The organism is Massilimicrobiota sp. An134, assembly GCF_002160815.1.
Lineage (GTDB): Bacteria > Bacillota_I > Bacilli_A > Erysipelotrichales > Coprobacillaceae > Allocoprobacillus > Allocoprobacillus merdigallinarum.
In genome coordinates this window covers 16689-33248 of the sequence record NZ_NFLH01000028.1, presented here as the reverse complement: position 1 = coordinate 33248, position 16560 = coordinate 16689, and the positions used below count along the sequence as shown (strand labels likewise).

General features: G+C 32.1%; 13 protein-coding genes. 1 reads left to right on the top strand and 12 read right to left on the bottom strand.

The features are described 5' to 3' along the window. Positions 1 to 222: 222 nt before the first annotated feature. Positions 223 to 1989 (bottom strand): PDDEXK family nuclease, encoded by a 1767-nt coding sequence (locus B5E79_RS10390; RefSeq protein WP_143746782.1) that lies wholly within the window; start codon positions 1987 to 1989, stop codon positions 223 to 225. A gap of 188 nt (positions 1990 to 2177) precedes the next feature. Here B5E79_RS10390 and B5E79_RS10385 point away from each other — a divergent pair, with 188 nt between their 5' ends. Then, the gene (locus B5E79_RS10385; RefSeq protein ID WP_087297972.1) at positions 2178 to 3482 is read left to right on the top strand and encodes an IS30 family transposase; all 1305 of its coding nucleotides are present in this window, start codon (positions 2178 to 2180) and stop codon (positions 3480 to 3482) included. Positions 3483 to 4061: 579 nt separating this feature from the next. Here the strand turns inward: B5E79_RS10385 and B5E79_RS10380 are convergent. The 11 genes from B5E79_RS10380 to polA all read right to left on the bottom strand — a co-directional run bounded on the left by B5E79_RS10380 (position 4062) and on the right by polA (position 16559). Continuing rightward, complete coding sequence (locus B5E79_RS10380; protein WP_241147486.1) at positions 4062 to 4274, bottom strand: hypothetical protein; 213 nt, start codon at positions 4272 to 4274, stop codon at positions 4062 to 4064. Positions 4275 to 4728: 454 nt separating this feature from the next. Further along, positions 4729 to 6465 (bottom strand): threonine--tRNA ligase, encoded by a 1737-nt coding sequence (gene thrS / locus B5E79_RS10370; protein ID WP_087297970.1) that lies wholly within the window; start codon positions 6463 to 6465, stop codon positions 4729 to 4731. Beyond that, positions 6465 to 6980, bottom strand: coding sequence for a GNAT family N-acetyltransferase (locus B5E79_RS10365; RefSeq protein WP_087305578.1), 516 nt, complete (start codon positions 6978 to 6980; stop codon positions 6465 to 6467). Before B5E79_RS10365 ends, thrS begins: the two co-directional genes overlap by 1 nt. 231 nt (positions 6981 to 7211) lie before the next feature. Continuing rightward, positions 7212 to 7490, bottom strand: coding sequence for a hypothetical protein (locus B5E79_RS10360; protein ID WP_087243336.1), 279 nt, complete (start codon positions 7488 to 7490; stop codon positions 7212 to 7214). 402 nt (positions 7491 to 7892) lie between these two features. Next, positions 7893 to 9317 (bottom strand): pyruvate kinase, encoded by a 1425-nt coding sequence (pyk, locus tag B5E79_RS10350; RefSeq protein ID WP_087297967.1) that lies wholly within the window; start codon positions 9315 to 9317, stop codon positions 7893 to 7895. Positions 9318 to 9349: 32 nt separating this feature from the next. Further along, entirely contained in the window at positions 9350 to 10309 is a 960-nt protein-coding gene (pfkA, locus tag B5E79_RS10345) for a 6-phosphofructokinase (protein WP_087297966.1), read from the bottom strand. Between the two features lie 93 nt (positions 10310 to 10402). Beyond that, positions 10403 to 11296 carry an ATP-binding protein gene (locus tag B5E79_RS10340; protein WP_087297965.1) on the bottom strand — a complete coding sequence of 298 codons (894 nt, stop codon included), beginning with the start codon at positions 11294 to 11296 and terminating at the stop codon, positions 10403 to 10405. Then, a complete protein-coding gene (locus B5E79_RS10335; RefSeq protein WP_087297964.1) occupies positions 11293 to 12540 on the bottom strand; it encodes a DnaD domain protein in 1248 nt (415 codons plus the stop codon). Before B5E79_RS10335 ends, B5E79_RS10340 begins: the two co-directional genes overlap by 4 nt. Continuing rightward, the gene (gene coaE / locus B5E79_RS10330; protein ID WP_087297963.1) at positions 12521 to 13117 is read right to left on the bottom strand and encodes a dephospho-CoA kinase; all 597 of its coding nucleotides are present in this window, start codon (positions 13115 to 13117) and stop codon (positions 12521 to 12523) included. Before coaE ends, B5E79_RS10335 begins: the two co-directional genes overlap by 20 nt. Before the next feature lie 12 nt (positions 13118 to 13129). After that, entirely contained in the window at positions 13130 to 13942 is an 813-nt protein-coding gene (mutM, locus tag B5E79_RS10325; protein WP_087297962.1) for a DNA-formamidopyrimidine glycosylase, read from the bottom strand. Between the two features lie 7 nt (positions 13943 to 13949). Continuing rightward, positions 13950 to 16559: a DNA polymerase I gene (polA, locus tag B5E79_RS10320; RefSeq protein ID WP_087297961.1), complete on the bottom strand. Its 2610-nt coding sequence runs from the start codon at positions 16557 to 16559 to the stop codon at positions 13950 to 13952. Between the last annotated feature and the right edge of the window lies 1 nt (position 16560).

Sequence of the window (16560 nt, the reverse complement as noted above, 5' to 3'; positions counted from 1 at the left end):
TTTAGTTTTGCAGTTTCCAGGCCGCAATACTATTATACAGGAGGTTTTTAACATTATCACTACGCTAAAGCTTTTTACTGACCCACAGACTATCTGTGGGTTTTATTGTATACAAAAATACAGGAAGATATTTTTTTCCGTATTAATATAGAATCTAAAACCCTAAAACCCCGAGTTATTTTAGATTACCATAAAAATATGAATATATTTTGATAAAATTATTTACTCTATATTATTAATAAAATCATCAATTTTTTCTTTAACCGTTTTTTTAGTTATTAATTCATTGTATTTCCAATACAACAGCATAACTCCATGGGCTTTACATTTCTCTAATTTCTTTTCATCCAGTTCTTTTCTTTTCCTCAATCCATCTTCACCACCAAAGAAATCAATTGGTATGTAATGTTGTTCTCCTTGATATTCAATTCCTAAGTTTATTGACGGAATAAAAATATCTAATGATTGAAGTTCTAGAAATTTTGAGTGATATTGATAGATAGCATCTGAATATAAACTTCTTACCACTTTAAATAATTCCTGTTCATTTTTCCATTTATTATTATACAATCCACGGTCTATCATTTCAGAAAGAAATGTTGATTCCATACTAGCTAACATGTTATTAACCTCTTTCTTCTTTTCTTGGTATGGTTGCATCACATTATTGTATTCTATTTCTTCTGGTGTCAATTCATCACTATTTTGAATCTTATCGCTAATAATATATTTTATATTTTTGAAATATGTACGCCAATAAAAATCTTCAATTTCACGTAATCTTGGTGTATTTGGATAAAGCGGTGTTTCAGGCAATTGTTTTTCATATTTATATTTAGGAATTTTGTAAGCAATTTCATTTATTCTACTAACAAAAGCAAACAGTTCCTCTTCATTTAAAGGAAATGTCAATAATATATTTTTTATTATTCCCAGACACTGTGCATACTCTACATCATTCAGAGTTCTAAAAGAATAGCTATTAATCTTCTTTTTAGCCAAATAATTATTACTTTTTTGCATAGCTTTACATAATAAATCAATATCAATATTATATATTGAATACGAAGAATATTTACGATGCGTTTGAACGATATATTCGTAATACTGATGTATCTCCTTCTCATCTGGTTCATAGAGTATAATATTTAATGTTTTATCATCCATAAAAAAATTAGGTACCATATTATATTCCATATGGTATTTATCTATTAGATATCTTGCTATTTTCCCATTTTTTGTATTATTTAATGTTAAGAAAATTGAGTATTCATTTTTTACATTATCAAAGTATTTAATAATATCTTTGTTTGCCACCTGAGATAATATGATATCTTGAGTTTCCTCTAATGCTTTTCTTTTTTGTGAGTCCATGTATGGAATAGCCATATATTCATCATAAAATCTAACAACATATGAATATATGCTCATTATTTTTCTGATTGATATTTTTTTATTTTCAAAAAAATCACTATTATAGACAATTGGTTTTTTATTAATATCCATATTGTTCTTAAACCAAAACATCTTTCCATGCTTTGTAATGATAAATTTCATTTGACTGTCATGAAATCTTAATAATAGCATAATATCTCCATAGTAATCCGAACATAAAAAATCAACTTTTTCTTCAAACTCAATGATATTTGATTCAGTTTCTAAACATAACTTTATATTACTCTCCATAACAGAATATGTAATGTCATCATTTTTAATGGATATGCTGTCTTTATCTTTCTTCATAGTAAACATCCCAATATAAGTCATTAGCAATCCTTTGTATTTTGAACTAAAGTGCATTTCTAAATCTTTCTTTATCTCACCAAATGGAATCTCTAAATAATATGAATCATCCATATCTTCAATGTAATTCATCAAGCTTGGATTTTGCTTTGCTATTTCCGAATTATTTTCTTCTTCATAATCTGTCCATAGATAAATATGCATTTTGTCATCACCTTTTAACCTATTATAACTAAAGTATATCATATCATTTCAATAAAATAGCATATTTTATAATACAATGAATATTTTTTATTTATTGCGTAAATTGAAAAACGAAATTCCATCCCTAAATCAATTTATATGGAATTTAATTTTACAAATTAGATGATAGAATTTAATCCTGCAAACTTTTATAATAATAGTGGGTATCCCTTCTACTGGAGGTGCTCATCATGGCTAATCAGAAACATTTGACTGCTCATGATAGAATCACAATTGAAAACAGTCTGAAAAATAATGAATCTTTCAAGGCGATTGCCAAAAAACTGGATAAGGATTGTACAACAATCTCAAAGGAAGTCAAAAAGAATCTTTCTGTTCGTAAAATTGGTACAGTTGGTCGTTCGTTCAATAACTGTCTTAACAGACATACATGCAAAGAACGCAATTCTGCTTGCGATAACTGTCCAGTTATGAAATCTCAGCTCTGCAGATCCTGTACTCGCTGCATCTACGAATGCGTCAACTATGTGGAAGAAATCTGTCCTAAGCTTTCTAAACCACCATATGTCTGCAACGGTTGTCCTGATCTGAGGAAATGCACTTTGACAAAGCATATCTATTATGCACTTGATGCCAATAAAAAATATCAAGAAAAACTTTCTGAATCACGTAAAGGTATCATCATTACTCAAGAAGAAATCAATCATCTTAATGAGCTACTTTATCCATTGATTGCCCAGCAGGGACAATCCATTCATCATGTCTACATTCATCATAAGAATGAGATCATGTTCAGTGAAAAGACTCTTTATAAGATTATTGATGCTGGTATATTGAAAGTGAGAAATATCGACCTGCCTCGACAGGTAACCTATAAAAAAAGAAAAAAGTCTTCAAGATACAAAATTGATTCAAAATGTCTGGATGGAAGAAGATATGAAGATTTTGAAAATTTTATGAAGGAAAAACCTGATATGCCTGTTGTCCAGATTGATACAGTTGAAGGCACTAAAGGTGGTGCCTGTCTGCTTACAATTCATTTTACAGTGCCAACATTTATGATTGCTTTTAGAAGAGAATATAATGACGCACAGTCTGTCATTGATGTCTTCAACGACATTTATGATTATCTTGGAAGAGATATGTTCATGAAGCTGTTTCCTGTCATCCTGGCAGATAATGGACCTGAGTTCTCCAATCCAAAAGCCATTGAGTTTGATGAAGACGGAAACAGAAGAACATATATGTTTTACTGTCATCCTAGTTCTCCGTTTGAAAAAGGTGACTGCGAAGTTAATCATGAATTTATAAGAAGAATCGTACCGAAAGGAAAACCATTTGATCTTTATATGCAAAAAGACATCAATTTGATGATGTCTCACATTAATTCGTATGCTCGTCCAAAGCTGAATGACAAAACACCATTTTTTATCTTCACTTTGTTGTTTTCCAAAGAAGTTGCAAGCTACTTTGGAATCGAACATATTGACCCAGATAAGATCAATCTGACTCAGTCACTCTTATCTAAAAAATAAAGTATAAACAAAACACAGGGATACCCATAATATACAAATAAATAAGACCATCACGGGGTGGAATTTCACATTGCGAAAAAACAGAAAATTTGACCCTAGCTTTACTATACTCTCATAAATGAGTCAAATTGCTTCTTACAGGTTCATTTTAAGATCTGACGTATAAAAAATCAATATTTGAGATGATTTTTTGTAATACAAAACTCCACTTTGTAATTTGAAATTCTACACCCACAAGAAGAGTAGAATTTAAACATACAAAGTGGAATTTAAATTTTCATTTCACCTTTTTATTTATTGAGCTATTATTTACTTTATCATCCTCACACTTTCATAAATTTGTATATTTTATCAGGCTATCATGTCTAATATTATCTTCATCCGTTTTTCCGAAAATCATCAACAATTCTCATAACCAATATATATAAATGTCTACACCTAAAAAGGATAATTTCTTCTATTATTGTAGATGCCCAATTTCTTTCACTATATTCCCTATACTCTTCCATACTGTGTGACTTCCTTATAGCCACCATTAACCTTTATCTTTTTCGTATACTTATTAACTGACATATCCATTTACAACTCCACGATGCTGTTCTCCAACATACATGCATTTCCAGAAATAATCCTTATTGACTCTTCCTGCAATCGTGATGTATCCTTCATCTTTATTCTTTGGTTAAGGCTTTGGATGATTTTATAAGCTGTTGGCTTTGATACATCTAAAATCTTAGTCACCTCTTCTGCCTTATAAAAAATAGGATAAATATCATTCTTTCTTTGTTTCATGCGCGTTACCTGAAACAAATCCATCAAGCTACTGAAACACAGTTCAAATGGATACCTCAACTGGCATCGCTTCAGAACGAGAATCATGTACTGTCTCAATAAGGACTCAACATATCACATATATCCAATCAAAAACAGAGGAGATTTTACAGAATGATGACAAGAAAAAAATTTATGCACTGATAGTGGATGATCATGATATAAGCATTGTCAATAGACAGCGAGTGCTGGAAGATATACTGTACAAACTCAATATGGTATATGAATATGCAGATGAACTGGATGATTTGACTCAGGAAATCAATCTGAAGTTAGATAAACTGATAGAAAGAACAGAAAAAAAGAACCATGACTCATCATCAAATCATGATTCTCCTATACAGTTTTAAAATAGTGGGAAGGCTATTCTTCCCACCAGTTCTTATAATCCAAAAACCCACAACTCCGTGTTATTTTAGATTACCGATTTTTCTTCAATTTGTTTTAAGACCATATCTACAAATTTATCTAATGATACAGTAATTTGGTCTTTTTCACCATATTGACGAAAAGTCACAGTTCTTTCATCTCTTTCTTTATCACCTAAGACTAGCTGATATGGAATCTTCTTCATCTGTGCTTCACGAATACGATAACCTAATTTTTCTTCACGATCATCTAATTCCACACGAATTCCTTTGTCTTCTAGAAGTTTATAGACTTCTTTTGAATATTCTAAATGATATTCATTTTTAACTGGAATCACTTTGACTTGTGTTGGTGCTAACCATAATGGGAATGCCCCTGCAAAGTGTTCAATCAAAATACCAATAAATCTTTCAATAGAACCAAAGATCACACGATGTAACATAACTGGTCTCACTTTTTCACCATTATGATCCACATATGTTAAATCAAATCTTTCTGGTAAGTTCATATCTAATTGGATTGTTCCACATTGCCAAACTCTTCCTAAAGAATCTCTGACATGGAAGTCAAGTTTTGGACCATAGAAAGCTCCATCTCCAGGATTGACTTTAAAGTCTTTTCCAGCTGCTTGACATGCTGCTGCTAAGGCTGCTTCACTCTTTTCCCAGATTTCTAAATCTCCAATATATTTTTCTTCTGGACGAGTTGATAATTCAATATCATATGGTAAGCCTAAATTAGAATAAACACGATCAATAAATGAAATCAAACGTACAACTTCACTTTCAATCTGATCAGGTGTCATAAAGATATGTGCATCGTCCTGTGTAAAAGTACGTACTCTAAATAAACCATTTAAAGCACCACTGGCTTCATGTCTATGCACTTGTCCAAGTTCTCCCATACGAAGTGGTAAATCTTTATAAGAATGTAAACCATTTTTATAAACAAGCATACTTCCTGGACAGTTCATTGGTTTAATCGCAAATTCACGCTCATCAACTTCACTTGTATACATATTTTCTTTATAGTTATCCCAATGTCCTGAAGTTTCCCATAACTCTCTTGACATCATGATTGGTGTTTTAATGAACTGATATCCTTCTTTGGCATGTTCTTCATACCAGTATTGTTCTAATGTATTTCTTAATAACATCCCATGTGGTAAGAAAAATGGCATACCTGGTGCATATTCACTCATCATAAATAAATCAAGTTCTTTTCCTAATTTTTTATGATCTCTTTTTTTAGCTTCTTCTAAAAAGTCTAAATGTTCCTGTAACTCTTCAGCTGTTGGGAAACAAACACCATAAATTCTTTGTAGAACTTTATTGTTTTTATCACCTTTCCAGTAAGCCCCAGAATGTTTTAATAATTTAAAATTCTTACATAATTTGACAGTTTCTACATGTGGCCCTCTACATAAATCGACGAAGTCTCCTTGACGATAACATGTAATATGTCCATCTTCTAAACCTTGAATTAAATCTAACTTATAAGGATCATCTTTAAACATTTCTAAAGCTTCTTCCTTAGAAATTTCTTCTCTGATAATTCTTTTTCCATCTTTACAGATTTTCTTCATTTCTTTTTCAATTTTAGGTAAATCATCATCAGTAATCACCTGGTCACCTAAATCAATATCATAGTAGAATCCTTCACTCACAACTGGTCCAACCCAGAATTTAGCTTGAGGATATAAATGCTTAACTGCCTGTGCCATCACATGTGCACATGAATGATTTAAAGTATTTAAAGCTTCTTCATTAATAAAATCTCTCATTATTTCTTTCCTCCTATCCAAAATCTTAAAATATCATCATATTGATTTTCAAAAACACCACCACATTTTTCAATGGTCTTTCTTGAAGCCACATTATCTTGATGACAAGTGATTAATACGGGTTCAATTTCCCATTGTTGACAAAATTGAAGTGCCTGTTTCAACATATCTGTAGCATATCCCTGCCTACGATAATCAGGATGAATGGAATAGCCAATATGTCCACCATGTTTGAATAAAGCCTCATTTAAGCAATGACGGATATGAATACAACCAATCACTTGATTATTGACAACATATAAAAACTCTGTCCCTGGAACAAAACCATCTTCTAATTCAATACCTAAATGATTCTTCTTTTCTCTTGAAATCCATTCCTGATAACTTGAACAGCTTTCAAAAGAACCTGCACCATTGACACCAAAAGGATTATGATCATCTTTCATAGCTTGAATCAATGCTTTCATTGATTCTTCATGATGATAATCAGGAAATTCTAAATGTCCTTTTTCCATATCTGACCCCCTTAATAAAAAAGAGATTTCATCCAAAGGACGAAATCTCGTGGTACCACCTTTATTCATTATCTATCAGATAACCTCAAAACTTTAACGCAGTTCTACGACAATCTCTTTCGAGTGTAGCCTATTAGGGAGTATTTCTATAAGCTATCAAAGATTTTCACCAACCATCTTTTCTCTAAACAATCACTTATAAAAACATATCCTAAATCATTGCTTGTAAAGTTATTTTACATCATTATTCTCATTTGTCAAGATATCTGTATCTTTTGTTTTTTTCATTTCATAATATTCAATAATTTCTGCAAATCCATAGATGATTAATGAAAGTAAAAAGGAGATAAAACAAGACCACAACATCATCAGCATGGATTCTACTCCCATTAGCTCACCAGTATTTAAATAAGATGTATTCATCGCTATTGTATATCCTTGTTGTAAGATACTCCCAACTAAGAAAATATAAGCACATACTTTTAAAATTTTAGATACTTTATAAGTCACGTTATGTACCCCCCCCTGTCATTTTTGGAGTTTATAAAATATTCTTATTTTCATATAATTTCACTATATAGCTACAGCCATAAATCAATAATGACACAATGAATGCAAAAACAATATCTTTTGAAAAACTGAATAAATTTTCAATTGACAATATATATTGTAATCGAAAAATGAGTGATTTTATTGTATAGAAAATCATAAATAAATAGGAACAAACCTTCAGTTTATCTCCTGCTTGATGAAACATATTTCAGCATACCTTTCTCTTTATTTCTTTTCTATATTTAAAATATCATATTTTTGTGTATAAAATATGAAAAAATCTCTAAAATGTAAATTTTACATAAAAAAGCATCACTTTGAAAGTGATACTTTTCTCATGAATAGAAATTGATTGAAAATTTATTTAACAGTGATTAATTGTAAGTAGCTTGTTGTTCCACGAACACCAGGAGTTCCTCCAGTAACAAGGATTGTTTCCCCAGCATTAACACCGTTTTCTTTTGCAATAACTTCAGCTAAGTTTAATAAACCTTCTGTTGTATCCATGTGTTTACATGTGACAGATTTAACACCCCAGTTAATTGCTAATTTCTTAGTTGTTTTTTCATATGGAGTTGCCGCAATGATTGGACATTCTGGTCTATATCTAGACATTTTCTTTGCTGTAAATCCAGATTCTGTAAATGCAACGATGGCAGCAACATTGAATTTTGTTGCAATTTCAGCTACTGACATACAGATAGCTTCAGAAGGATCATCAGATGCAGTTCTGACAGCTTTTCTATGTAATGAAGCATAATCTAATGTAGATTCTGTTTTAATTGCAATTTTGTTCATAACCATAACAGCTTCTTCTGGATATTTACCTTGTGCAGATTCACCAGATAACATAATAGCATCAGTACCATCATAAATAGCGTTTGCAACGTCGCTGACTTCAGCACGAGTTGGTCTTGGATTTTCTTGCATAGATTCAAGCATTTGTGTTGCAGTAATAACAACTTTACCAGCTGCTTTACATTTTCTGATTAATTCTTTTTGAATTAATGGTACATCTTCAGCAGGAACTTCAACACCTAAATCCCCACGTGCAACCATGATACCATCAGCAACTTTAATGATATCATCCATTTTTTCAACACCTTCGCTATTTTCAATTTTAGCGATGATTTGAATATCAGGTTTTCCATTTTCAACTAATACTTTTTTAACATCTAAAACGTCTTGAGGACGACGTACAAATGATGCAGCGATGTAATCTACATCTTGTTGACATCCAAATTCTAAGTCAGCTCTATCTTTTTCAGAAATGAAATCAAATCCAAGTTCGATACCAGGAACATTGATTCCACGTTTATTTTTGACTTTACCATCATTTGCACAAACACAAACGATATCAGTTCCTTCAACATGGTCAACTAATAATTCAACTTGACCATCGTTTACTAAGATAAATCCACCAGGTTTAACATCTTTGTATAAATCTTTATAAGTGATTGTGAAACGATCTGCAGTCCCTACGATATCTTCCACACAGATTGTAGATACTTGTCCTTTTTTAAATTCAGTAAATCCACCTTCAAAATCACCAGTTCTAATTTCAGGCCCTTTTGTATCTAATAAAATAGCACAGTTTGTCCCAAGTTCAGCATTGACATCACGCATTGTTTGCATTTTTTTACCATGTTCTTCATAATCACCATGAGAGAAGTTACAACGCATAACATTCATACCAGCTAAAACTAATTTTTTTAACATTTTTGGATCTTCAGATGCAGGTCCAATTGTACAAATAATCTTTGTTTTCTTCATCTTATCTTTCATTCTCAATTAATCTCCTATAGCTTAGTTTATATTTAACGAAGTTTTAATACATCTTCGTAAATACCTTGATTGACTTTACGTTTATGTCCTAAGACTTCTTGAATTGGTAGTCCAACAATTTCACCTTTAACATCACTAATGCAAAGACCGCCTTTACCTTCTTCTAATAATTCAACAGCTTTGATTCCCATACGAGTAGCTAAAACACGATCTCTAGCAGATGGACGTCCACCTCTTTGCATATGTCCTAAAACATTAGCACGTGTTTCAAAACCAGTTGCTTCTTCAACACGTTTTGCAAGTTCATGAACATCAGTAATATGTTCAGTAATAACAACCAAAGCATGTTTTTTATCAGAAGCTTTTGAACGTTTTAAAGTTTCAATGACTTCTTCTTCATCAAAACCACTTTCGCTTGTCACAATCATTTCTGCTCCACAGGCAAGTCCTGCATGAACAGCCAAGTCACCACATCTTCTTCCCATAACTTCAAGAATTGTACATCTTTGATGTGAGCTTGATGTATCTCTTAATTTATCTAAAGCATCTACAATTGTATTTAAAGCTGTATCAAATCCAATTGTAAAATCAGTATCAGGAATATCATTATCTATTGTTCCAGGAATACCAATACAGTTGATTCCCATTTCTGTTAATTTTAAAGCTCCATTATAGCTTCCATCTCCCCCAATAACAACCAAAGCTTCCATTCCAACTTTTTTCATTTGTTCAATGGCTTCTTCTCTGACTTTAGGGTCTTTAAATTCAGGAAAACGTGCAGATTTTAAGAATGTTCCCCCAATGTTAATAATATTACGTGTACTATGCCTATCGAATTCAATAAATTCACCATCATGAAGTCCTTTATATCCTAATCGCACCCCATAAATTTTAATTCCCTTGTTTAAACAAGTTCTTGTTACAGCACGGATAGCTGCGTTCATTCCTGGCGCATCTCCACCAGAAGTTAATACTCCAATGCATTTCACCATAACTACTCTCCTCTCGCTTTTTTCGTTATTATTTTATCATAAAATGACGTTGTATTCTATACTTTCGAGTACATTCTATATCGTCATTTTGGTTCAGTCAAGCATTATTTCAATGCTTAACGCTTTCAATTTTGAAATAATTGTATTTGCACGAATTTCATCACCTTTTTTTAAAGTATAGACTTTTTTTAATTCATTATAACCATACATACTTGTAAAAAAAGTAGGTAAATGATTCAATAAACGATAAGATAAAATGGTTAATAGAATTTCATCACGTGACCACGCTGTGATATTTTCTTCACCTAATTCATCCAACAGTAAATAATCAACCTTCAACAACTTATCCATAGCGTATTCATTATCACCAGAAGAAAAACTCGCTTTGAGATCAATCAGATAAGTTGGAAAATGAATAAATCCAATCTGTTTATCTTTCTTAGCTAAACTATTCATCAAACCAGCCAACAATGTTGTCTTTCCACTTCCCATTGGACCATGTAAGAAAAGTCCTTGTGAAGTGGGTGTCTGTGAATACTTAAGAATATGTCCTAAAGCATTTTGATGATTAGCTGAAAGTTTCGCCGCATTTTCAACAATCTTGAGTGAAGACAAATCTGTCAGCATTAAATCTTCACTAACATTACTCATCACAAAGTGATCGAGAAGTTTTCTCTTCTTTTCAATTTCTTTACCAAAAGGACAGCTTTGCAGTTCTAAAACAATTTCACCATCATAATATTTTAATATTTTTTGCATACCTATGGTATCCTTAGGACACTGATTTAAAGATTGACATGACTGACAAACATGAAAATCATCATTATAATCTAAAAATTCTACCCAGTAATCATCCATAACAGATGGATCTAAATGATTCTGTTTTAAAAAAGCTTGAATATTTTGTTCCTTTAATAATGCATACTGGCTTTCTTTTTTTAACTTTTCAATATCATCTTTGACGATCATATCAGATATTTTGATCATAATTGTCCCTCCTTCAATTGATTAAGTAAGTCCATCAGCTCTTGTGATGACACTTGACTTTGTGATGAAGATGATGAAACCTCTTCTTCTTTGGATTGTTCTGGTGTGGATTGATTCATCAATTCACGATAGGCATCCATAGCCGTCTGAATATTCTTACGGGCCCATGAAGCACCAATCGCTTCACAATAACGTTTTGATAAACGATTGTTATTCTTACCTAAGACATATTCAATCAAAACATTCACCACAGCAGGTTTTAAACCTAATTGAACCATTAATGTTTCCACAATCATTAAATCATGATAGACAGGTTCTTTGCCTCCCTGTTTATCTTTTAAAAGATCATAGGGTGTTAAGGAATCTAAATATTTCATATGTAAAACAAGTGGTGATGAAGTCTGATCTGATGTTTGAAACTGTAAAGGCTGCTTATGATAAACTTCCTGCAGTTGAGATGTTTGAGATACATCAAAATATTTTTGAATTGCCTGTTTCATACGACTACGATTGATTCCCTGTGATTCCATAGCATCCTTCATGATGCCTGCCAATGTTAAAGCATCAACATGATAAACATAAGCCAGTTCTGTCGCATACTTCAAATCATCCTGACTCAGTAAAGAACGATTGACCTGATAATCTGCTAAACTCTGATACAATAAATCATAATCATAATCTATTTTGACATCCTGTGTTGTTTGATGGATCAAATCTTCATTGTATTTTAAAAGACGTGTTTTTGGGGGAGAATGCTGGATAGTAAAAACATCTTGAAATCTTGCTGTAATATCTTCATAACCATCTAGATTTTCTAAAGAAATCTTAAAATATTGCACTGTTTTTTGAAAATCATCTTCAGATAAAGATAACTGTAATAATGAAGATAAAATCTGATTTTTAAAGAATGCTTTTAAAGATAAAGGGGCATAAAGACGATAAATATACTGGGTTATATCATTTTCATGTTTGACATAGGTTTTCACCAATCCTATTGCTTCTAAACTACGTAAAGCTTTTTCCATATCCATGACACTCATTGACATATAAGATGTTAAACGTGAAAGTGGACAAGGTGCAATAAAACGGCGCATACGTTTTCCTTCCATGACAAGCATCATATACAAATGCGTTGCATTCATGCCAATCAAAGGCTGATACAGAGAATATAATGTATCTATTTGTACGTCATCAAGCGGATAACGCATTTCTACACGATATAAATCAGTCACATACAGTTTCATCTTTTAAATCCTTTAATACCCTTTCTATATTTTGATATAACTCTTCAAAACCATAACGATTATCAATGATATAATCTCCCATGTCTTTTTTTCTTTCAATAGATATTTGTTGACTCATTAAATGTTGAGCCTGTGTTTCATCAATATGATTGCGTGCCATCAGACGTTTCATTTGAGTCATTTCATCAACATAAACAACAATGACACTATCACACATTTCATCCATATGCGTTTCATATAATAATGGTACATCTAAAAAGATCAGCGGTTCTTGAGAAGTCTCAATTCCCTCCTGTAATGTTGTTTTCACATAAGGGTGAATAATACTTTCTAATAAAGCTTTCTTTTTGGCATCATGGAAAACAATCTGTCCCAGCTTTTGGCGACTGATATTTCCATTTTCATCTAAACAGTCAAAGTGAGCAATGATCTGATGATAACATCCACTGTTCTTTTCTAAAGCCTGATGTGAAATCTCATCAGCATCCAAAACACAATAACCATGTGTTCTTAAATATTGTGTCACACTGCTTTTTCCCACTGCAATTGACCCCGTAATTCCAATGACTCGACTCATTTTTCACACCCCTTAATAACGTTTCTTTTGACATTGTGGACAAAAATAAGTGCCACGCTGATGAACCATGACTTTTTTAATATCATGATGACAGACTGGACAAACCTTTTGTCCATGAACTTTAAGCTGAACCTGAAACAGACCATGTATCCCATTAGCATCAAAGGAATGAATCGTTGTGCCACCCTGTTCAATGGCACTTTGTAATACCATAATCGCAACCTTTCTTAATTCATCCACTCTTTTTCGAGATAAACGAGAAGCTTTCGTACGTGGATCGATATGCATATAAAAACATATCTCATTGGCATAGATATTTCCTATCCCACACATCATACTTTGATCAAGCAAGGCTGTTTTAATAGGCAAAGAACAATGATGCAAACGTTCATATAAAGCCTCTGTTGTGATTTCAAAAGGTTCTGGGCCTAATTTCTTTAAAGGCAACTGTTCACGATAATCATCCAGACTCACCAATTCCATTCGTCCAAACTTTCTTGTATCTATATATCTTAAATCCTGATGCCTATCCATATGAAAGACAACATGTGTATGCTTACTGACAGGCTCATCACTTTCAACAATATGGAATTTTCCTTCCATACGCAAATGAGAAACAAATGCATGATTTTGACATTTAAAAATCAGATATTTTCCAACACGATCAATATCACAAAAGATTTCATGTTGAAGACTTTTGACAAATAATTGTGTATCTCCCTGAATGATACGATCATAATAAACATCAATGCCTAAAATAGGGCGTTCTAAAATAAAATTCTTTAAAGTACGCCTGACGGTTTCTACTTCTGGTAATTCTGGCATATAATCCTTATTTTAAATCATACCAGTTGGTCGCATAAGTTCCATCTACTTTTAATGGAACTTCCATTTGGAAGGCATTTTCCATAGCTGATTTGATGATCGTCATCATTTCATCCAATTCTTCTTTATAAACATCAAAAATCAATTCATCGTGCACCTGTAAAATCATTTGTGATTTCATTTTCTTTTCTTTCATTAAACGATCTACCTGAATCATCGCAAGTTTTAAAATATCAGCACCGCTTCCCTGAATTGGAGAATTCATCGCAAAACGTTTTGCCTGTTCACGCACCATAAAATTCTTATCATTAATAGTTGGAATATAACGTTTACGATTCAATACCGTAGATACATAACCATTTTTTTTGCAGTCTTCTACAACACGATGCATATATTGTTGAATTTCAGGATATTCTTCAAAATAGCGACGAATGAATTCTTTAGCTTCAGATAATGTCACACCGATCTGTTTAGATAAACGGAATTCTCCCATACCATAAATGATTCCAAAGTTAACGGCTTTGGCCTGACGACGCATTTGTGGAGTGACATCTTCATCTTTGACTTTGAAAACCAGTGCCGCTGTATGTGTATGGATATCTTTATTTTGATGGAAAGCGTCAATCAATGATTTCACTTGAGCCAAATGTGCTAAAATACGCAATTCAATCTGTGAATAATCAAAAGATATTAAATAATCATGACTCGCTACAAAAGCCTGTCGAATCAGTTTTCCTTCTTCCTGACGGACAGGAATATTTTGCAAGTTAGGATCAATAGATGATAAACGTCCTGTCTGTGTTAAAGCCTGATTAAAAATGGTATGAATTTTACCATCAGGAAAGACTTGTTCCTGTAATCCTTTGACATATGTAGATGATAATTTTGTCAACATACGATATTGTTGAATCAAAGGCACAATAGGATGTAAGTCTTCAATCTTTTCTAAGATATCCTGTGATGTAGAATATCCACTCTTTGTTTTTTTACCATTAGGCAAACCTAATTTATGAAATAAAATATCACCTAACTGTTTAGGAGAAGCAATATTGAATTTTTCACCAGCCAGCATATAAATATCTTCTTCAATTTCTTTAATCTGCTGATCAAAATTCTGTTCCAGTTTTTTCAAGACATCAACATCTATCTTAGCTCCAACATATTCCATTTGAGCCAAAATATAAGTGACTGGTAATTCTAGATTCTGATACAAATCATACTGTTCTTCCTGTTTTAGTTTTTCAATGGCCTGATCTTTTAAATCATAGATAGCCTTCGCTTTAGAAATGGTATGTTTGGCTAATAAATCTAATTCAGGAATATGTTTCTTTGTATTCTTTCCAAAAACCTCTTCTTCATATTGTAAAGATGTATAACCATAATAATCTCCAATATATTTCATTTCATCTTTTAAACTTGGATTTAAAATATAAGAGGCTAATTGTAAATCAAAGTCCATACCTTTGATTTCAATACCATTCCATTTGGCTGATAAAATTTGAGCTTTGATATTATAACTGTATTTATGATAATGCTCATCTTTTAAATAGTCTAAAAACTGCTGATCTTTGAGAGCATCTTCAAAAGTAATGAAATAAGCCTGATGTGCATTATATAAAGCATATCCTAAAACAATGGATTTATGATAATTAGAATCATAAATAGCACCTAAAACACTACTGTCTTCTTGAATAGGTGGCATTTTTTGAACAACTTCATATTGAAAATCCGTTTTTGATGTTGGACGTGATTCAACAGAAATCTTTTTCAATAATGAATTCATATCATAATGTGTATAAAAAGCTTTGAGCTTTTCAAAATCATATCCATCATAACGGGCCTGATTTAAACCTAATGTCACAGGAACATCTCTTAAAATCGTAGCTATTTTCTTAGACTGAAGTCCGATATCAATATTTTCACGAATCTTTTCACCCATTTTTCCTTTGATTTCATGCATATGTTCCTTTAAGTTTTCAATCGTCCCATACTCATGAAGCAATTTTAAAGCTGTTTTTTCACCTACACCTTTAATTCCAGGAATATTATCAGCACTATCTCCCATAAGTCCTAGAAAATCACGAATCTGATCAGGAACCAAACCATATTTTTCCTGAATTGTTTCAGGTGTATAAACATCAAGCTGAGTGACACCTTTCACAGTACGATAAACTGTTGTCTGCTTAGAAACAAGCTGAAAAGCATCTTTATCTCCTGTAAAAATAGACACGCTTAAACCTTGTTCTTCCCCTAGCCTTGATAATGTTCCAATTAAATCATCACCTTCATATCCCTCTAATTCATAATAAGGAATAGAATAAGCATCTAGAAATTCTCTGACCATTGCAAACTGACATTTTAATTCATCCGGTGTCTCTTTTCTTGTGGCTTTGTATTGTTCCAATAAATCATTTCTAAATGTCTTTTTACCATAATCAAATGCCACAACAATATAGGCACTTTCACGTTCTAATATCTTTTGTAACATATTCGCAAAGCCAAAGACTGCATTGGTTGGTATCCCATCTTTATTCACCATTAAATTTCCCATTGATGCTGTTGCATAATAAGCTTTAAATAACAATGAATTTCCATCAATCAAAATTAATTCTTCCATA